Origin of the sequence: Chryseomicrobium excrementi, from assembly GCF_002798305.1 — a bacterium.
Taxonomy (GTDB): domain Bacteria; phylum Bacillota; class Bacilli; order Bacillales_A; family Planococcaceae; genus Chryseomicrobium; species Chryseomicrobium excrementi.
Genome location: NZ_PCGR01000002.1, coordinates 110,034 through 129,412 on the forward strand (window position 1 = coordinate 110,034; position 19,379 = coordinate 129,412).

General features: G+C 39.9%; 20 protein-coding genes. 14 read left to right on the plus strand and 6 right to left on the minus strand.

Annotated features, from left to right (window positions below; genetic code table 11):
- Positions 1-668 precede the first annotated feature (668 nt).
- The 5 genes from CQS04_RS05160 to CQS04_RS05175 all read left to right on the plus strand — a co-directional run bounded on the left by CQS04_RS05160 (position 669) and on the right by CQS04_RS05175 (position 5,858).
- Complete coding sequence (locus CQS04_RS05160) at positions 669-1,628, plus strand: tyrosine-type recombinase/integrase (RefSeq protein ID WP_165775464.1); 960 nt, start codon at positions 669-671, stop codon at positions 1,626-1,628.
- Between the two features lie 354 nt (positions 1,629-1,982).
- The gene (locus tag CQS04_RS05165; RefSeq protein WP_100353120.1) at positions 1,983-2,228 is read left to right on the plus strand and encodes a hypothetical protein; all 246 of its coding nucleotides are present in this window, start codon (positions 1,983-1,985) and stop codon (positions 2,226-2,228) included.
- A 443-nt stretch (positions 2,229-2,671) separates the two neighbouring features.
- Positions 2,672-2,716 (plus strand): erythromycin resistance leader peptide, encoded by a 45-nt coding sequence (locus CQS04_RS14050; protein WP_106408210.1) that lies wholly within the window; start codon positions 2,672-2,674, stop codon positions 2,714-2,716.
- A 389-nt stretch (positions 2,717-3,105) separates the two neighbouring features.
- Positions 3,106-4,290: an MFS transporter gene (locus tag CQS04_RS05170; RefSeq protein WP_217349712.1), complete on the plus strand. Its 1,185-nt coding sequence runs from the start codon at positions 3,106-3,108 to the stop codon at positions 4,288-4,290.
- Positions 4,291-4,397: 107 nt separating this feature from the next.
- A complete protein-coding gene (locus CQS04_RS05175) occupies positions 4,398-5,858 on the plus strand; it encodes an Msr family ABC-F type ribosomal protection protein (protein ID WP_100353121.1) in 1,461 nt (486 codons plus the stop codon).
- 71 nt (positions 5,859-5,929) lie between these two features.
- Here CQS04_RS05175 and CQS04_RS05180 read toward each other — a convergent pair whose 3' ends face one another.
- Entirely contained in the window at positions 5,930-6,280 is a 351-nt protein-coding gene (locus tag CQS04_RS05180; protein ID WP_100353122.1) for a DUF6075 family protein, read from the minus strand.
- Between the two features lie 172 nt (positions 6,281-6,452).
- Complete coding sequence (locus tag CQS04_RS05185) at positions 6,453-6,911, minus strand: JAB domain-containing protein (RefSeq protein WP_100353123.1); 459 nt, start codon at positions 6,909-6,911, stop codon at positions 6,453-6,455.
- Between the two features lie 1,006 nt (positions 6,912-7,917).
- On the opposite strand from CQS04_RS05185, the gene CQS04_RS05190 reads away from it, so the two are divergent.
- Positions 7,918-8,457: a peptidoglycan recognition protein family protein gene (locus CQS04_RS05190; RefSeq protein ID WP_100353124.1), complete on the plus strand. Its 540-nt coding sequence runs from the start codon at positions 7,918-7,920 to the stop codon at positions 8,455-8,457.
- 87 nt (positions 8,458-8,544) lie between these two features.
- On the opposite strand, the gene CQS04_RS05195 is transcribed toward CQS04_RS05190, so the two are convergent.
- From CQS04_RS05195 to CQS04_RS05210, 4 genes are all read right to left on the minus strand, one after another.
- Positions 8,545-9,327 (minus strand): hypothetical protein, encoded by a 783-nt coding sequence (locus CQS04_RS05195; RefSeq protein ID WP_100353125.1) that lies wholly within the window; start codon positions 9,325-9,327, stop codon positions 8,545-8,547.
- A gap of 401 nt (positions 9,328-9,728) precedes the next feature.
- Positions 9,729-10,187 (minus strand): JAB domain-containing protein, encoded by a 459-nt coding sequence (locus CQS04_RS05200; RefSeq protein WP_100353126.1) that lies wholly within the window; start codon positions 10,185-10,187, stop codon positions 9,729-9,731.
- 844 nt (positions 10,188-11,031) lie between these two features.
- On the minus strand, positions 11,032-11,952 hold the full coding sequence (locus CQS04_RS05205) for a cation diffusion facilitator family transporter (protein ID WP_100353127.1): 921 nt from the start codon (positions 11,950-11,952) through the stop codon (positions 11,032-11,034).
- A 132-nt stretch (positions 11,953-12,084) separates the two neighbouring features.
- Complete coding sequence (locus tag CQS04_RS05210; RefSeq protein ID WP_245858754.1) at positions 12,085-14,385, minus strand: heavy metal translocating P-type ATPase; 2,301 nt, start codon at positions 14,383-14,385, stop codon at positions 12,085-12,087.
- On the opposite strand from CQS04_RS05210, the gene CQS04_RS13925 reads away from it, so the two are divergent.
- The 8 genes from CQS04_RS13925 to CQS04_RS05245 all read left to right on the plus strand — a co-directional run bounded on the left by CQS04_RS13925 (position 14,384) and on the right by CQS04_RS05245 (position 19,374).
- A complete protein-coding gene (locus CQS04_RS13925; RefSeq protein ID WP_245858755.1) occupies positions 14,384-14,527 on the plus strand; it encodes a hypothetical protein in 144 nt (47 codons plus the stop codon). The two genes, CQS04_RS05210 and CQS04_RS13925, sit on opposite strands and share 2 nt — an antisense overlap.
- Before the next feature lie 394 nt (positions 14,528-14,921).
- On the plus strand, positions 14,922-15,293 hold the full coding sequence (locus CQS04_RS05215) for an ArsR/SmtB family transcription factor (protein ID WP_100353128.1): 372 nt from the start codon (positions 14,922-14,924) through the stop codon (positions 15,291-15,293).
- A gap of 48 nt (positions 15,294-15,341) precedes the next feature.
- Positions 15,342-16,049: a cytochrome c biogenesis CcdA family protein gene (locus CQS04_RS05220; protein WP_100353129.1), complete on the plus strand. Its 708-nt coding sequence runs from the start codon at positions 15,342-15,344 to the stop codon at positions 16,047-16,049.
- Between the two features lie 21 nt (positions 16,050-16,070).
- Positions 16,071-16,619, plus strand: coding sequence for a thiol-disulfide oxidoreductase ResA (gene resA / locus CQS04_RS05225; RefSeq protein ID WP_100353130.1), 549 nt, complete (start codon positions 16,071-16,073; stop codon positions 16,617-16,619).
- Between the two features lie 21 nt (positions 16,620-16,640).
- Entirely contained in the window at positions 16,641-17,189 is a 549-nt protein-coding gene (locus CQS04_RS05230; protein ID WP_100353131.1) for a copper resistance CopC family protein, read from the plus strand.
- Positions 17,186-18,268: a copper resistance D family protein gene (locus tag CQS04_RS05235; protein ID WP_100353132.1), complete on the plus strand. Its 1,083-nt coding sequence runs from the start codon at positions 17,186-17,188 to the stop codon at positions 18,266-18,268. The genes CQS04_RS05230 and CQS04_RS05235 overlap by 4 nt, the downstream gene beginning before the upstream one ends.
- 12 nt (positions 18,269-18,280) lie before the next feature.
- Entirely contained in the window at positions 18,281-18,949 is a 669-nt protein-coding gene (locus CQS04_RS05240) for a thioredoxin domain-containing protein (RefSeq protein ID WP_100353133.1), read from the plus strand.
- Positions 18,949-19,374, plus strand: coding sequence for a disulfide oxidoreductase (locus tag CQS04_RS05245; RefSeq protein WP_100353134.1), 426 nt, complete (start codon positions 18,949-18,951; stop codon positions 19,372-19,374). The genes CQS04_RS05240 and CQS04_RS05245 overlap by 1 nt, the downstream gene beginning before the upstream one ends.
- The last annotated feature ends 5 nt before the right edge of the window (positions 19,375-19,379 follow it).

The window sequence follows — 19,379 nt, forward strand, 5'->3', positions numbered from 1 at the left end:
GTTTAGGTCTGGATTATTACTTTGATGATAAGCCGGATGTGGTCAATACATTGCTGAAAGAAGAAAACCTTCAAGTCATTCTCAAAGATCAGTCCTATAACCGCCATTTGACGTTCACACGTCTAGTGGACTGGACAGATATTCAGCAGATTTTAGAGAAGAAACAGGTATAAGTGGAGTAAGAATGAAGTCCCTTGGAGAAAACCAAGGGGCTTTATTTTTATTCCTATTATATCTACCTGGTTTTAAAAAAGTGTTCTGGATTGTCTCATGAATCATTATGGTTTTTTGTGGGAGTGAAATTCTGTCAATAATTCTCATACTATGAAAGAGGAATAGAACAATTCAATTTTTAAGATTCTAAGTAGCGATAAACATCCTTATCGCTACTTAGAAGTGGTATAATTTAGTGAAGAAATCCCTTTTTCATCTCTCTATATTATTTCCTTAATCTGTTAATGTAAATCATTGAATAGCTACTCGAATGATACAAATTAAATGATGTGCAGTCATCCGAACCATCTAGGATGAAAACAAAGAAAAGGTCTTGGCATAACCAGACGCTCGGTACGATCAAACTCGCTTATGTGAACTTGAACTCTACCAATGTAAAACGATCTATTATAATAGAAGAAACTCAAATGAAAATGGAGAAAGGAGGCCAGATGATGCACGAGATCCAACAGGGCGACCGTGCCCTGACGACCCACCTACAGGAACTTCATACATTGGCGGAGACGCACCTGACCAACTCGAAGGCGGCCAAAACCAAGAAGGCCTATGGGACGGATTGGCGCCTGTTCGTCCAGTGGTGCCGTGACCATTCCCTCGAATCGCTCCCGGCATCGGAGGAGACCGTCGTCTACTACCTCACGTTCCTCAGCCAGACGAGCAAGGCCTCGACCATCAAGCGAAAGATGACGGCCATCTCGCAGCGCCATGAGACCGCCAACTATGCGAGCCCGACCAAGACGCCTCTGGTCCAGGGGGTGTGGAACGGGATCCAGCGGACGATCGGTGTGAAAGAGGTCGGGAAGGACGCGTTATGGCTACACGACCTCCGCCGACTGGTACACGTACTCCCGCCCTCGCGCATCGGTATCCGAGACCATGCACTCCTCGTCATCGGCTGGGCGGGCGCCTTCCGTCGGAGTGAACTGGTGGCGCTGGATGTGGAGGACATCCAGTTCACGCAGGACGGGTTGATCATCCAGATCGGAAAGAGCAAGACGGACCAGACAGGGGCCGGCCAGGAAGTGGCCCTTCCCTATGGGAGCAATCCGATCACGTGTCCCGTGCGGAGTCTACAAGAATGGCTAATGGAGGCCGACATCACGGAGGGCCCGGTCTTCCGACGTATCGACCGGCATGGGAACCTCTATAATCGGTTGACCGCCCAGTCCGTGCGATTGATCGTCCAGAAGTATTGTCGAGAGGTGGGGCTACCCTTCGAAGCCTTCGGTGCGCACAGTCTACGAAGTGGATTTTGTTCGTCTGCGGCGAAGGCCGGAAAGACGGAGCATCAGATCATGAAACAGACCCGTCATAAACAATCGTCGTCCCTCCAGCGGTACATCAAGCTTGGCACGATTTTTGAGGACAACGCAGCAAGTGGTATTGGTCTTTAAACTTACAACTAAACGAAATGAAGCATGAAATAAAATGAGCCTAAAATTCATTGAAAACCCTAGGTTTTTCAATGAATTTTATCGATAGGTTATCAAGCTGAAGTTGCTCCAAAAATCGATTCTTTTTTGTTAAAACACCTAAAAAATAAATGAATTTGAGTGAATAAGTCATTAAAAAACTTAGCATAAACATTTATAATACGGAAAATTCAATTAATTTTCCGTATTATCTTTATTATTTTATTAAATAGTTTACAATTGATAGTGAGAGTTAAAATAAAAGATTTTCATATACATACAATAAGATCTGCTAATTATATGAATAATTCATTATAAAAGGAGGGAGTATTAATTATGGAGGAAAACTGGAGAGGTGAGAGGAAGTTTAATGAAAATAAATTAATGTTGAGACAAGCAGGAGTTGGTGTATTAGTCATCATACTTTTCTTTCAATATTATAAAGTTGCTGCGTACTTGTCGAATAGATACTTTTTTGATAATTATTTAATGAGCATTTTTATTTTATTACTAGGTATTCCTTTATCATACTTTGTGGCTAAATTTATAGTTTGGCTAATCAAAAGTACTATTAAAGAATGAGGTACTCCATAAAGATAAATAGATTTCTTAATTTTCATTCGTGAAGAAGATAGACAGGAATCTACAGGCAGCCCGAAAGGATACTTCCTGTGATTATCGGCTTTTTTAGGGCGAAGCGACTTGGTGCAACATATCACTCTCGAATTACATTTTTTAATAATTATAATTTAATGGTATTCGTAAAAGTGATTCAAATAAAATAAACGTTCGTAAATATATTTTGTATATTTACGAACGTTTATTTTATTTAAAATTATAGATTCTGCTGTCGTTCGTAAAAGCCTACTTTTACGAACGTCAAGTGTAGTTTATATGTCATTGATATTCTATATATATATGGTTTTTATAAAGATGCAGTTTCTGATTAGAGCTTTTTGACTAACTTCGTTAATTAGCATATAATTGTTTATGTAGTTAAATATTATTAGGAGGGTTATTAAAAAATGACACACTCAATTAGACTTCGTTTCCCAACTTTGAATCAGTAATTGAATACGTTCAAAGGCTCTGTTTGTGAAATCAGAGTAAACGGGATAAGTCTGTCCTTTTTTAATAATCTTCACTTTTTTATAGAGGTATAGTAGTTAAAGAAGAGTGTATAACTCTACCTTTTATAATTCTGTAGTTTTCTTTAATCAAGAATTTGATGGACTATGTACTAAAAACTGTCTTTAATTACCTTGTATAAATTGATTAGTAGAATCCCCTTTACTTTTACTCACAGATAACCCGTCTGTGAGTTTTTTATTTTCTAGGAGAATGGAGGAATTACTCATGATGACTTTGCTTTTCTATTGATACGAGCTTGTTTGTTTATGCGATAAGCTCGTATCGATGAAAAATCGATACGCTATATGATCAGGAGGTATCGATTGAAATGAAAAATTGGAAAAAAAGACTTTTTGCTATATACACCGGACAATTCTTTTCTCTATTGAGCAGTGCTGCTGTTCAATTTAGTATCATCTGGTGGTTGACCGACGCTACAGGTTCGCCACTTGTTCTGGCATTGGCCGGAGTAGCCGGTTTTTTGCCGCAAGCGCTTATTGGACCCATAGCCGGAACCATCATTGATCGCTACTCACGTAAGATGATGATGATTTTAGCTGATATGACGGTAGCTTTCGGAAGTTTCATACTATTTATCACGATGTACTTCCAAGAGCCTAGCCTGGTATTGATCATTTCAGTACTGATTTTACGTTCCATAGCAACGGCCTTCCACGTACCGTCGTTGCAGGCCTCTATTCCATTGTTAGTTCCTGAGGAACATTACACAAAAGTGGCAGGATGGGGGCAAATGGTAAGTTCGATTACTAATATTGTGGGACCAGCAATAGGGGTCTCATTGTTGGCTATCGCCACCATAGAATGGGTATTACTGTTGGACATCTTGGGAGCAGTTATTGCCACTTCCATTCTTTTGTTTATTCATATTCCAAAAGTGACAGAGGATAAAAGCGCTGCACCGTTGAGCTTTGTGACGGAAATGAAAGAAGGCTATCAGGCGGTTACTCAGCACCGACTCCTAATTAAGTTAGTCATCGTGATGACCATCGTAGCGGTGCTGTACATTCCATTAGGAACGTACTTTCCGCTAATGGTTCGTAATCACTTCGAAAGAGGCGTCATAGAAGCCGGAATTGTAGAAATCACATTTGCAATCGGTTTAATTCTTGGGGGAGTTTTGGTGGGATTCGTAGGAGATCGATATAGTAAAGGAAAAACCATGGCCGCCGGTATGGCCTTATTAGGTGGAGCTTTACTGATTTCAGGTCTGCTGGTTCCCTCAGCTTTCTTCATATTTATTGGACTAAGTTTTTTTATGGGGCTGTCGGGGCCGCTGTTTTCAGCGCCATTTTATGCGTTCATCCAAACTGAAATTGAACCTCGATTGTTGGGACGGGCATTTAGCTTTATAACGAGTCTGTCACTTCTTGCAACACCCTTAGGTTTTGGGGTGGCAGGAATTATTGCAGAAGTCACGGATATAGCCGTATTATTTGCTGTTACAGGATGTTTGATCGTGGTAAATGCGATTATCACTTATAAGATGAACTAGGAGGAGAAAGTAATGCAGTTTTTATTGTTTTATTAATACGGGCTTGAAGTAAGGCTCGTATCGATTATGGCTATCGGTACGAAATTAAAAATTTCGGAGGTAGCACAATGGAAAAAATTTGTTTTGAACTAAAAAATATTGAACTATCCTTTTTAGATAAAGAGGTCTTAAAAATTGAAAATTTAGCTATTCATCAATTTGATCGTATTGGGATTGTGGGAAAAAACGGTGCAGGAAAGACTACACTAATGAAATTACTTACGGGTCAGATTGAGCCTGAAAAAGGGGAAGTATTAAAGGCTGTCGAGTTCGGTCACTTTAAGCAAATGGAAACACCAGAAAAGTTAGATAGTGAATATGATTATTCATTATTAGGTAAATTGAACATCCCGCAGAATTTGAACTACTTAAGTGGTGGAGAGGAATCGAGGTTAAAACTGGTCCAACTATTTTCGCGACATCATGAAGCTCTTTTACTAGATGAACCAACAACTCACCTAGATTCCGAGGGTACTGCTTTTGTACTTAATGAGCTTCGATACTATTATGGAGCTTTAATTATAATCAGTCATGATAGGAAACTCCTTGATGAACTGGTTACATCGATATGGGAAGTCGAAGATGGGCAGGTAAACGTCTATACGGGGAACTATAGTTACTATGCGAAACAAAAAGAAAGAGAGCGGAATCAGCAATTTAATGCTAGGGAACAATTTCAGAAAGAAAAGAGTCGTCTTGAAAAGGCTGCCCAGGAGAAAATGAAAAAAGCTGAAAAGATTACACAGTCAGGTCGAATGTCAAAAAAGGAAAGTAAATCTAAAACAAACAGAATGTTTGAATCCAAATCAAAAGGAACCGGACAGAAATCAGTACACCGAGCTGCGAAAGCAATTGAACAAAGGATTGATCAACTTGAAGAAGTTGATCCTTTAAGAATTGAAAAAAGTATAATCTTTCCCAAACAAGAAACATTAGAATTACACAATCCCTTTCCTATCATGGCAAATCAATTAACTTTAAAATTTGAAGACAAGGTTTTATTAGATGAAGCGAACTTCCAATTTCCACGAGGAAAAAAGATTGCGATTTTAGGACCAAATGGAAGTGGGAAAAGCACTTTACTAAAGAACATTGCACGAAGAGAAGAAGCATTAACAATCTCCCCAAAAGCAAAGATAGGTTATTTTCAACAAACTAGTTATCGATTTACAGGAGACGATACTCTAATGGAATATGTAAAAAAACATTCAGATTATGATGAAGGATTTTTGAGGTCTGTTCTCCATACTATGGATTTCACAGGTACAGATATTCAAAAGAGATTGACATCGTTAAGTGGTGGAGAGGCTATACGATTACAATTGTGTCTTCTCTTTCTAGGATCATTTAATATACTTTTATTAGATGAGCCAACTAATTTTCTGGATTTATATGCTATACAGGCACTGGAAACCTTTATAAATGGCTATGCAGGGACAATTTTACTTGTTTCACATGACCAGGTATTTATTGAAAATGTAGTAGATTTACAATATAAGATTGATAATAAAAAGATACTAGTCATATAATGTCAGTCTAATTTCACAATTTAAAAACCTAAGGAGAGTGATTTTTTCACACTTCTTAGGTTTTTAATACTTTATTTCATACCATATTTTCTAAGATACACAGCATTCATCGCCAGCTGGAAAGAGTCTGAATCAAGGTTTTCTACTAGTTCAAGTGGTGTAAAGTCTTCATTCGCATTATATAGATGGACTGCAAGCTTCAATAGACTTGCCGTGCCCCTTGAAAAATCCTGTTCTTTAAAGCATCTGTCCGAACTGAACCCACCATCAGTTAGGTAAGGAAGAGCTTTTTTGACAAGTTCGTCATTACCAGTAAGGACATAGATTAGCGTCTGGTATTCATGGCTCCTCTGTTGATAAGAGTTAAGTTTTTGTAGCGCTTCGTTATACAATATGTGATGGCTTTCTGTAAACAATGACAATGTTTAGGGCCCCTTTCATCTCTCTTCATTTAATGTTTTTCTTTGAATGTAATCTTACAATTAGCATATCATTTCCAGCCTTCTAAATGGTAGCTTTCTTAGGAACGCCTTAGAATAATTGGGTGGCTAGTGTTGAAATTTAATAAACTGAAAACCCTCCGGAGAGGGTTTATCAGATGTACATCTGTTTTTTCAATGAGACTCCGTTTTTATGACTGACAATCAAAGAATCCAAGACCTCGATATTTAAGATTTTGCCGATCTCAACCAATTTTTCACTCACGGTAACGTCTTCCGGTGAACATTGGCAGTGACCTGAAGGGTGATTATGAGCAACGATGATGCTGTGAGCATTGTTCATGATGGCCGTCTTGAAAACTTCCCGAGGATGGACGATGCTGGCACCTAAAGACCCTGTATGACAGCGGTGTACGGTAATGACCTGGTTCTTAGCGTTCAAACAGATGACGAGGAATACCTCACGGTCTTCATCTCCTATTAGCGCCTGAACAAATTTGATAGCATCAGCTGCATGAGTTATCTTCTCCGGTAGGTAACTTTTATACGACTCTTCGATTTCTTTGATCTCCTGTTTAATCCGTGTGATTTCAATGATCTTTTCAAAATGCATGTGTATCGCTCCCTTTCAATTTTTGGTCCGCCGGGCGGAAGTAGTCCCAAAAGGGATTATTTTTTGCCTTTTGGTAAGGAGGACGGATACAGCACATAGAGGACCGGTCAAGGGTCTCAGCGGAAAAGTTTTTAGCGCAGCCGGTATAAAAAGTTTTTCGCCCCTTGAACTGACCTCTCCTTTCTTGGGACGAAATAGGGATAGGGCGAAGCCATGGAATCTGTCCGTATTTGGTCCTTAGACAGGCTGTGGATGTGTACGCTCCGGTGGCCAAAAGCAAAAAATAACGACAAGAAAAGGTAGCCAGCTGTTGGCTACCCTCCGATTGGCATTCTCTTATGTTTCCGACTCGTTCGTCCGTGAAGAAAAAGACAGGAATCTACAGGCTGTCCGAAAGGATACAGCCTGTGATTATCGGATTTTTTAGGACGAAGCGACACGTAGAGCGACTTCATACATTTTTAGTCGCTCTAGTGCAGTCGCCCGATACTACTCACAAATATAAAATGCCATGGCTAGAAATCTTTTGTATCAAAAAAATCAAATTTATTTGATATCAGTCGAGCAACCACATAGCATCTTAATTAATATGAATAGTATTTATCAACCAATACTCTGTAAAAAGACAAGCCTCTTTCTTTTTATTTCAAGTCGTTCTTTTAACTAGAACGTCACTTTCGAAAAAAGTTAAAAGGCAATTATCTGCGTGAGCACTATAATAAATATACTATTGAATTGCCTGTTAATACTTTAAATTAATTCTCTTATGGAATGTTTATTGAGATAAAATAAGAAAAAAAGCCTATGAAGAACGTTTGATTTAATAAGGACAATATAAGGCGGTCAGAATTAGTGACACACCTTATCAACCAACAGTAAAAATCTTCTATCAGAAAGCCCCTTCTTTTTAACCAAATTTAAATATTTTCTTAAAGGTTGATAAATTCTCGTCCTTTTCTCCTTTAATTAATGTTAGACAAATTAAATTAGAAAAGGGGTTTTATTTATGGCTTATGTTGCAAAACCAACGATTGTATCACGAAATTCTTGGGGAGCTGGAACAAATTCATGTACCACCCTCCTTCCCAAAGGTAATGTTACAAAACTAGTGCTTCATCACTGTGTATACCCAGATTCGACTATCAATGGTAGTACAGAAGCTCAGCATCAAAAGAAAATTCAAGATGGTCATAAGGCACAAAAATGGTGTGATATTGGATACCATTTTGGAATTGGGAAAAACGGAACGATTTTGGAAGGTATGCCCTTAACTAAACAAGGTATTAATGTTGCAAATCATAATCATTATACTATAGGGGTAGTTGTTCATGGTGATTATAGAACAAGAACGCTTACCTCAGCTCAAAAAACAGCTATCATCAAACTATTGGCTTGGTTATGCTATGATTACGGTTTGACTAGTAGCGCTATCACTTACCATCAAGCCTTAGCTAATACAATTTGTCCAGGGGACAACATTATTAGCCAAGTGAGTTCAATTCGAAGCGGGGTTTATAACCTTTTAAACAGTGGACCAATTAGCTAATACTTATTATAAAACGAGAAACAGCTTACGATATTGTACATCGTAAGCTGTTTTACTATGATTATATGATTTTTTTCTTATCTTCATTTATCCTGTGGCTACATCTCTTGAAATACCGATTAGATACCATATACCGTCCCGCTCCTGAAAAATAAAACGAATTGATTGAAATGCACGATTTTCTCCACTCTTGTCTGGAGCATAGTATTCTACATATTTAGCATCAGGATAGTTTTCATGTATTGTATTTTTAACCCCGCCATATTCAAATGCTGATTGATTGAATGTTGTCTTGTCATAGGTGATTTCTTCCCCATTTAATTTCAATAGCATTTCATTTACATAGTCTCTCAAAGACATTTTATACTCTTTATCGCTATCATCATATCCCCACACAAATTGTTTATCTGCAGCACTCTTTATTTCTTCAGTAGATAATTTTACGTATTCCCCTCCATAACCATGTTCAGCTCCGAAGTCTGCAAATAAAGAAAAAGTAATTCCATCTACGGGATCAACTCTTTCAGCTATTTTTTCGTAATTAGACTCCTTTAAGTGTAAAAATATTTGTTCCGATAATGCTAGTAATTCTTTTTCAGTTTCATTCTCTGAACTAACTTCTTCAGGACCAGTAGTTGAAGTGACCGATTGCTTTTCATTATTGTTACAGCCGTACAGCATAAGCAAACTAATGACCAAGATTAAAAGACCTCTATTATTTTTCATGCTTCCTCTTCTTTCCCCTTTTTTATTTTTCAACTTTGCATTTAAGGTTGCTATCTCGAAATTACTGTAAATAGTATAAAGTGAATCCAATAGATAATTTCCACTCTTCTCATTATTCTCAACAAGTGAACATTTATTAGTCATATGATTGAATATTACTCAGTGTTTTCACCTCATTTCATAAATTTGATAGCGTTCTATATACCTTAAAATAAATGGTATTATATTACATAAGTAAACTTTCATACAATTATACAACTAATCGTTAAAATGAAATAGGAAATACTAAAATAGATTTAAAAGGGGTGTTAGAGGAGAAGGTTAGCATGAACCCGAAAATCCAGTCCATGCTTTTAGAAGATCAAGACGAAGCATCTATGTAGAGGTCCCCTCGTTCTAAGTGCTTCGTCTACCTTTAACTTGAGAAATTCAATCGAATTTGCCTCAGAAGGTGAATCTGCTATGCAGAGATTCGCATTTTGAGGCCATTAATTTTTGAAGTGTACATCTAAAATCCTCTGAGGAGCCCTCAGAGGAGGGCTTTTTCAGATGGCTCTGCGTTCTTTTAAAGAGATGGCGTCTTGATGGCTCACTATCAACGAGTCAAGTACTTCAATATTCAAGATTTCACCCACTTTTATCAATCGTTCGCTGACTTTTACATCTTCCGGAGAATACTGACAGTTACCGGATGGGTGGTTATGGGCAACGATGATGCTGTGGGCGTTACTCATGATAGCTGACTTGAAGACCTCTCGTGGATGGATGATGCTGGCTCCTAAAGCGCCTACATGACAACGATGGACGACTGTAATCTTGTTCTTGATGTTGAGACACATGACGAGGAATACCTCACGGTCATCATCTCCTATGAGTGCTTGGGAAAAATCAAGTGCGTCTGTCGCTCCTTTGATTCTCTCCGGTAGGATGTCTTTGTACGCTTCCTCGACCTCTTTGATTTCCTGTTTGATTCGTGTGATTTCAATGATTTTTTCTAATTGCATGTGTATCGCTCCCTTTCAATTTTTGGTCCGCCGGGCGGAGGTTGTCCCAAAAGGGATTATTTTTGCCTTTTGGTAAGGAGGACGGATACATCTCATAGAGCACCGGTCAAGGGTCTCAGCGCAAAAAGTTTTTAGCGTAGCCGATATAAAAAGTTTTTCGCCCCTTGAACTGAGATCTCCTGTCTTGGGACGAAATAGGGATAGGGCGAAGCCGTGGAATCTGTCCGTATTTGGTCCTTAGACAAGTTGTGGATGTGTACGATCCGGTGGCCAAAAGCAAAAAATAGCGACAATAAAAGGTAGCCAGCTGTTGGCTACCCTCCGATTTGCATGCTCTTGTGTTTCCGACTCGTTCGTCCGTGATGAAAAAGACAGGAATCTACAGGCTGTCCGTGAGGAAACAACCTGTGATTATCGGCTTTTTTAGGACGAAGCGACACGTAGAGCGACTTCCTGAACTTCTAGTCGCTCTAGTGCAGTCGCCCAGAGACAGGTGAATCAATGTGTCAAAATAAGAAACCAGTACAATCCTCTCTTTGAAAATCATTCCTCTAATATCGAGGAATTTGTGCACAATTTCGTTCAAACTTGCCCATTCCCTTTTAATGCATCTCTTATATTTTAAAATATTGTATAACTACGTCAGGCTTGATACGAGTTAACATAAATTTCAAATTCTTTCAATCCCTTTTGTTCAACATATAACACACAAACTTAAAAATATCATTTGCAGTAATTAACTTGTAGGAAGCTATAATTTAGTAAAGGAAGTGCATCCAAAAGATATACCTAGGAAGCTGGATGACCCATGATATACAAGTGATTTGTGAATACAATACTTACATTATACTTTTAACTCGCCATGCTGAAATCCTGATTTCTCCAATTGAATAGTTGTGTGGTCAATATGATAATTTTGTTGGATAAATTTGGTGGAGGTCTTTAGTATAAGTTGTTCATCGCAATCATCCTGAATTTTGAGATGACAACTCAAAATATCTAATCCTGATGTGATGGTCCATATATGAAGGTCGTGGACATCTATTACACCATCAATTTTTAAGAGTTCCTTTTTCAAGACATCGGTTTCAATTGCTTGCGGCGTACCTTCCATCAAGATATGGACAGATTGTTTCACAATGCCCCAAGCGCTCTTAAGAATTAAAAGGGACACAAAGACTGAGATTAAAGGATCAGCTAAGTACCAATCGGATACCAACATGACGGTACCAGCTGCAATAGCACCTAAGGAGCCCAGTGCATCTCCAATCACATGTAGATAGGCACTACGGAGATTTACATTTTCTTTTACATCCCCATTTCTCATCAAGAACCATGCACTGAGCAAGTTGGCCATCAGGCCGATCGAGGCAATGATCATCATTGTTCCACTGGCAACCGGTGGTGGTTCAATGAAACGTTCGTAGGCCTCTATCAGAATAAAGCCCGTGATGACAAATAAGGTGACCCCATTAAACAGTGCGGCTAGTATCTCAAAGCGATAAAAGCCATAGGTTTTCTTTTTTGAAACTTTTTTGGAAGCAAACCAGATAGCAATAAGGCTGAGAAAGAGAGAACTGGCATCGCTGAGCATGTGCCCGGCATCAGCTAACAAAGCGAGACTGTTTGTGAAGAGACCTCCAAAGAACTCCAATAGCATGATGAGTGTTGTGATTATAAGGGCAATCAGCAAGCCCTTTTTATTTCCTTGTCTGTTCTCTTCAAAGTTCCCATGACTGTGGCCATGTTGATGTGAATGGGCCATGCGTATCCTCTCCTACTCACGATTAATGTGTATTCATAGTTTATACATAAATAGACGTTAAGTACAGTGTAGACATATCGCCTAGAATGATTCAAAGCAGATCTCGTTAGAATGGAGATCTGCTTTCAAATCTTATTTCAACTTTAATAATCGCATACTATTTAAGATGACGATCAATGCCGCACCTGTATCGCTAAGAACGGCCATCCATAGTGTCAAAAACCCTGGGAAGATAAGGACAAGTGCTGCCAGCTTGGTGATCAGTGAAAACCAGATATTCTGTTTGATGATGGTGAGCGCCTTTCTACTCAATCGGATCGTATGCGGTAACTTCTCAAGGTTATCGGCCATCAGTACGATATCTGCGGTCTCCATTGCAGTGTCTGTTCCAGCACCACCCATAGCAATACCGAGATCAGCTGTCGCAAGTGCAGGTGCATCATTAATACCGTCTCCTACCATGGCCACCTGCTTGCCTTCATCTTGAAGTTTCTTTACAGCCGTCACTTTATCTTCTGGCATCAGCTCAGCAAAGTAGCGATCGACACCCGTCTCGGCTGCCATCTTCTTCGCTGTTCCTTTATTGTCACCTGTCAGCATCACCATTTCACTGATGCCCACCTGTTTTAGCTTTTCAATTGACCGGACCGTAATGTCACGGACTGTGTCAGCGACTGCAATCAGTCCTAGGATCTGATCACGTGTTCCAATCGCGACAAGTGTATTGCCCTCATTTTGCATGGCATCAATACGCTCGTCAATATGTGCTGTGGATAGTCCCATCTCTTTGAAAAGCTTTGGTTTACCTGCGAAGTATTCAATACCATCAATTACAGCAGTAGCGCCTTTTCCAGCAATAGCAGTGAAATCACTGCCCTTCATAGCTGATATGTTTCGTTCATCAGCATAACTGATTACGGCTTTCGCAATAGGGTGTGTTGAATGCTCTTCAATTGTCTTTGCAATGCTTACAAGTCTGTCGCTATCAACATGTAATGCAATCACCTGTGTGACTTTCGGTTTACCTTCAGTTAAAGTCCCTGTCTTATCAAATGCAATCGCAGTGATCGCACCGGCCTTCTCAAGGAAGGTCCCACCTTTTATCAGCACCCCGTTGCGTGCAGCGTTTCCGATTGCTGAGACGATAGCTACAGGAGTAGATATGACCAGTGCACAAGGACAAGCGACGACCAATAGGGCAAGCCCTTTATAAAACCATTCACTCCATGTCCCGAATCCAGCAAGCGGCGGAGCCACCATGATCAATAAAGCGAGAATAAAGACAATTGGCGTATAAACAGCTGCAAAACGATCGATAAAGGCTTGAGTCGGAGCTTTTTTCTCTTGCGCCTCCTCTACCAGATGGATGATCCGTGCAATCGTTGTATCCTCTGAAAGTCTTGTGACTCTGACTTCCAACGATCCACTTTCATTGACTGTTCCAGCATACACTGTATCACCAGGTTCTTTGTCTACAGGTAAAGACTCACCCGTTATCGGAGCTTGATTAACGCTTGATATACCCGTGACGATTTCTCCGTCTAAAGGAATCTTGTCCCCCGGTTTGATGATCATTATTTCCCCTGTAGAAATATCTCCAACATTCTTCTTGACGTGACCGTTTCCAGATTTAATGGTGGCCTCTGAAGGGGTCAGGTTGATGAGGTTCCGGATGGAATCTCGTGTACGTTCGATTGATCGATTTTGAAGTGAGTTTCCAAGAGCAAAGAGCCAAACGACCGTTGCACCTTCAAACCATTCGCCGATAATAGCAGCCCCGATTGCTGCAGAGACCATCAAGACATTCATATCAAGTGACCGACTTCTTACTGCATAGAAAGCACTTCTTGCTGGTTTATATCCACCAATGACAATAGAGGTAGCATATAAGACCGTTACCAACCATTCTGGCATCATTAAGTAGGATCCCAAAAATCCGATTGCCAGTAAGATACCCGAGACAGTTGTGACTGGAAAAGGCTTGATTGGCTTTTGGTCAGATACTTCTTGTTTACGCCAAGTTGAGGATTTTGCATCAAATCCTGCTTTTTGAACCTCTTTCACGACCTGCTCATCAGTAAGTGTGTGAGAGATGTGCATCTTCCCAGTAGAAAAATTGACACGAACGCTTTGAACCGACGGGTTACCCCCTAGATGCTTTTCAATCGTTGCGGCACAAGACCCACAATCCATACCTGTAATCTCGTAGACATCAGGCTTTTTTGTAGATCGTTCTTCTTCAGCTTCAAATCCGAACTTCTTCACAAGTCCGGGGATAGATTCAAAAATATTGGGATCTTTTGAGGCAATAGTCATTTTACCTGCAGCATAATTCACCTTTACAGTTTCGATATCTTGTCGTTTTGAAAGACCTTTTTCAAGTGTAGTCGCACATGAAGGACAATCCATTCCCGTCACTTTAAATGTCTTCATGTCACCTTCAAATCTAATCGAGGCTTCTTGTAAACGATCGGCCTCTGGTTTGTTGGAACAACAAGTGGAACTGACGACACTTTTCTCTTTAACAGTGTCTGTAGAACAACATGACGAGGAAGTATCTGGTGTATTCATTTGAGGTTGTTGCACTTCAATCACTCCTTTTTCCGTTATATATAGCAATCTAAGTGGCACGAGCTTTCTATTTTAACCTGACTGCCATCTTACCACTTGAGAAGATAAGTGAATCGACATATCACTATACATTCAAATGTTCGTTTGAATATATTTTATGATTGATATCTTTCAATTGTCAACAAAATATTCAAATGAATGTTTGAGTGATGTGGTATAGAACGACCGATTTCGATTAGTTCAGTAACATGTCACTATACTCGACTTTAGTAGTATTTTGATTCAAAGATGGTGCACATAATTGAACGTTTGATGAACATTCAAAAGAATGTTTGATTATAGAGTTACATATGGATATACTTTTAGTCAAACAAACACTTGAATGAAAGGGTGTTGTCATGTCTAGACAAGATGTTTGTCAGGTCGCATGCGTACATGAAGAGAAAGTAAGTCAATTAAAGAGCAAGTTATATACTCAAGAAACGACGGGGGTCGCAATGATATTTAAGGCATTAGCGGATGACACTCGTATCAAGATAGCGCATATCCTCACCTTAGAAGAGGAGCTGTGTGTGTGCGACATTGCCGCAATCATCGATGCATCGACTGCTACCACGTCCCATCATCTACGATTGCTAAGAAAGATGGGTCTAGCAAAGCACAGAAAAGAAGGCAAGCTAGTCTACTACTCTCTTGATGACGATCATGTGAAAGATGTAATCAAAATCGCATTTGAACACCATCTGGAAACAAGTAGGCATCTATTATAAGGTGTTATGAACAGCTAACGTTAAAGTAGTTTTGGAGGTGGTATCAAAGTGGTTGAAATAAATTATCTTCTGGCATTTGGGGCAGGATTGTTGTCATTTGTTTCTCCCTGTTCTCTACCACTATATCCTGCATTTCTCTCATACATCACGGGAATGTCGGTAAATGATCTAAAGAATAATAAACATCTGGTCAATAAGGGTGCCGTGGTCCACACTCTATTATTCTTGACCGGCTTTTCATTGATTTTTCTAGCCCTTGGGCTATCCACATCGTTTATTGGATCATTCTTTTTCGTGTACCAAGATTTGCTTCGACAACTCGGCGCTATCGTTCTCGTATTTTTTGGTTGTGTCCTTACCGGCATGTTGAAATTTGATTTTCTGATGAAAGAGAAGAAGTTCCAGTTCCAGAAAAGGCCTTCCGGTTACCTAGGAAGCATATTGATAGGCGTGGCATTTGCAGCTGGTTGGACCCCCTGCACGGGACCGATTTTAGCTGCAGTCATGGCGATGGGAATTACTGACCCTGGAAAAGGTCTATCCTATATGCTCTTTTATGTTCTGGGTTTTGCAATTCCATTTTTAGTCTTGTCATTGTTCATCGGCAGAATGTCGTTCCTCCAGAGAAACAGCAATCTGTTCATGAAACTCGGTGGGGTATTGATGATTCTGATGGGAATCTTATTATATTTTGATATGATGATCAAAATTATTTCATTTTTAACGGGTATATTCGGAGGATTCACTGGATTTTAAATTCTATATGGAGTGAGGCATATGAAAGGCAATAAAAAAAAGAAAAGATTGATTTTTCGCGTCTGTCTGCTTAGCTTGTTTGCAGGAGTCATCACATTTACGATTTATTCTTCAGTCACAAGTGATAGTCGATCACTCATCAGTGAGGGAGATAGAGCTCCAGACTTTGTCTTGACCGACTTGGAAGGGAAGAGTCACCGTCTCTCCGATTACAAGGGCCAGGGGGTGTTCCTAAACTTTTGGGGCACCTGGTGTAAACCTTGTGAAAAAGAGATGCCCTATATTGAAAATCAATACAATGAGTTTAAAGACCATGGGGTGCAGACCATTGCAGTCAATGTGGGAGAACCAGAGTTTAAGGTGAAGAGCTTTGTAAATCAATATGACATGAGTTTTCCTGTCGTCATCGATACAACGAAAGATGTTCAAGATTCTTATACAATAGGTCCATTGCCCACGACACTTTTGATCAACCCAGAGGGTGAGGTCATCAAAGTCATCACCGGTGAGATGACCGAAGAAGATATAAAAACATATATGCAGATGATTCAGCCGACTGACAATCAGTAAAGGAACCTGGCAGGTGATCCTATGAAAAAAATAATTGTTGTTTCCAGCTTGTTTTTGTTAGTTGCATTTCCAGTCCCGGGGATGGCACACACATATCTTTCTTCTTCTGACCCTGAAGACGGACAAATCTTGACTACGCCTGTAGATGAAATCACATTACAGTTTGAGACAAAGGTTGAAGAACTAAGTACCATGAGCTTGTATAAAAATGGTGAAATGATAGAGATGGATCTGCGTCTCACCGAAACCAATCAGCTGGTAGGTGAAGTTGATGAAGAGTTGATAGATGGGGAGTATACCGTGGACTGGTCGATCATCGGTGAAGACGGCCACCCTATCAATGGAAATCTCTCGTTTATCATTGAATCAGCTGACAGTTCCGAGGAAGACCATATAGAGGGTGAAACTCTCGAATCCGCCAAGGAGCCAGAACAAACAGAGGTTGAAAACCTCGAATCCGCCAAGGAGCCAGACGGAACGAGAAGTATGCTTTCCTCTGTTTTGACAGGATTATTTGCATTGATCACTTTATCGGGAATTTGGCTGTTAGTTAGGAGCAAGGACAAATGATTGAGATACTTATTCTAGCTGCTGAAACGATGAACTATGTGTTGTTTGCGTTCCTATTCGGCTATGTGGCGCTACGCTATGTTCCTGAATCTAAGAAACCGTCTTTGATAGTTCCTCATCGTACCCTGTTACTAGCTACTCTAGGTATCATTGTATTTTCTACAAGCTCAATATTTCAGATCGTATTGTATTTTTCAGATAGCGTTGGGTTCGTACAGACGATGTTTTCAGTGCTAACAGACTTCCAAGTAGGTAAAGCATGGGTATTTATTAGTATCTTCGCTACATTCTTGTGGATGGCTATCCATACGAATGCTTCAAGGCACCTTCAAGCTGGACTTCTGTTAGCGATGGTATGTGGAGTGGGATATGCAAGTCATGTGGCATCACTAGACTTTTGGGCAGGGTTTCTCTCACATACTGTTCACTTTTTACTGATCATGATTTGGTCGGGCATTTTGATCCATGTTTCATTTTTCTCTATTAGCTATATAAACTGGCCGCATTTTTTAAAATGGTTTACCCCTTATTCCATTTTCTCGCTTTTGATTATTTTTGGAACAGGAATCTTTATCTCTTCTTATTTGATAGACGGCCAAGACTATATTAATGCTTGGGGTCTGTCGTACGGTCAAACGCTTTTGTTAAAACATATCAGTATCATTCCATTGGTTGTCTTTGCATTTATAAACGGCTGGCTAGTAAAAAAAGCCGGACATCTTAAATTTGATCCGAAACCATGGCTAAGAGCAGAGAGCTTGTTTATTCTGATCACGTTCAGTTTTACCAGTGTCCTGGGTACACTGTCCCCTCCCCATGATGTCGACTTGACGTTACTTTCAGACGGACCAGCGCCTATTCTAGAGAATTTATTGAATGAAACGATCCGCACACCAGTACAAGGAGTGATTGATGTTTCACTGATGGGGGTGATAGTGCTCGTTATGTCTGGTTTCTTTTTGTTCATGATTGTGGCTAGCTATTACAAAAAGTTCTCTATAAAAATTCCAATTTTCTTTGGGTTAGCGTTTATTTGTGCATTATATGTCGGACTCATGTTAAATCTATCATTCGGTTAGGGGAATACAGCAATGAAAAACAAACCATTTAGAATAGCGATGCTTGCAACACTCGTGATTTTTGCAGTCATCTCAGCTTTTGTGATTTTCAATCAGAAGGATCAGGACGTCATTTCAACAAGCGACGAGTTCCCTCCGATAGAGGGTCAACCGACCATGGGGAACTCTGAATCCGTTGTTCAAGTAGTAGAGTTCGGAGACTTTAAATGCCCTTCTTGTAAAGCGTGGGGAGAGTCGATTTATCCCCAGTTAATCAAAGATTATGTAGAGACTGATAAGATTTCTTTCTCATATATCAATGTATTGTTCCATGGCAAGGAATCAGAACTTGCCTCCTTGGCCGCCGAATCTGTGTATAAAATGGACCCATCATCTTATTGGGATTTCCAGAAAAGATTATATGAAGAACAGCCGACGCAAAATCATGACGGCAAGTGGGTGACAATTGAAAAGCTTCTAGAAGTTGCAGCTGAGACGACTGAAGTGGACTTGGAAGAGCTAGAAACTGAGTTGAATGAACGGACGATGCAAGAGGAAGTGGATCTGGACGCAGAACTTGTAAGAGAATTTGACGTTCAATTTACACCAAGTATCATGGTGAACGGGACAATGCTTGAAGATCCATTTGACTATGACGCTATCAAATCATTGATTGATGAAGGACTTGAGGATAATCAGTAATGAAGATAAATACTCTACGTAGCACCTTACTTTTTGCAGCTTGGGTCGTGTCGATGGTCGCCACCTTTGGAAGTTTGTATTTTAGCGAAATTAGAGGATTTATTCCCTGTGACCTTTGTTGGTTTCAAAGAATATTCATGTATCCACTGACATTGATTCTAGGGATTGGTGTGTTTCAGAGCGATTATTCAGTGAGAAAATTTGTGTTTCCACTTGCAATAGTAGGGGGCACGATATCATTTTTCCATTATATGGAACAGAAGGTTCCTGGCTTTGGAGGGATAAAGCCTTGTGTCAGTGGTGTGCCCTGTAGTGCAGAGTATATCAATTGGCTGGGGTTCATCACTATCCCGTTTCTTGCTCTAATCGCATTTACTCTCATTACAGTATTCATGTTCTTATTACACCGTGTATCAAAGAAATGACCGCC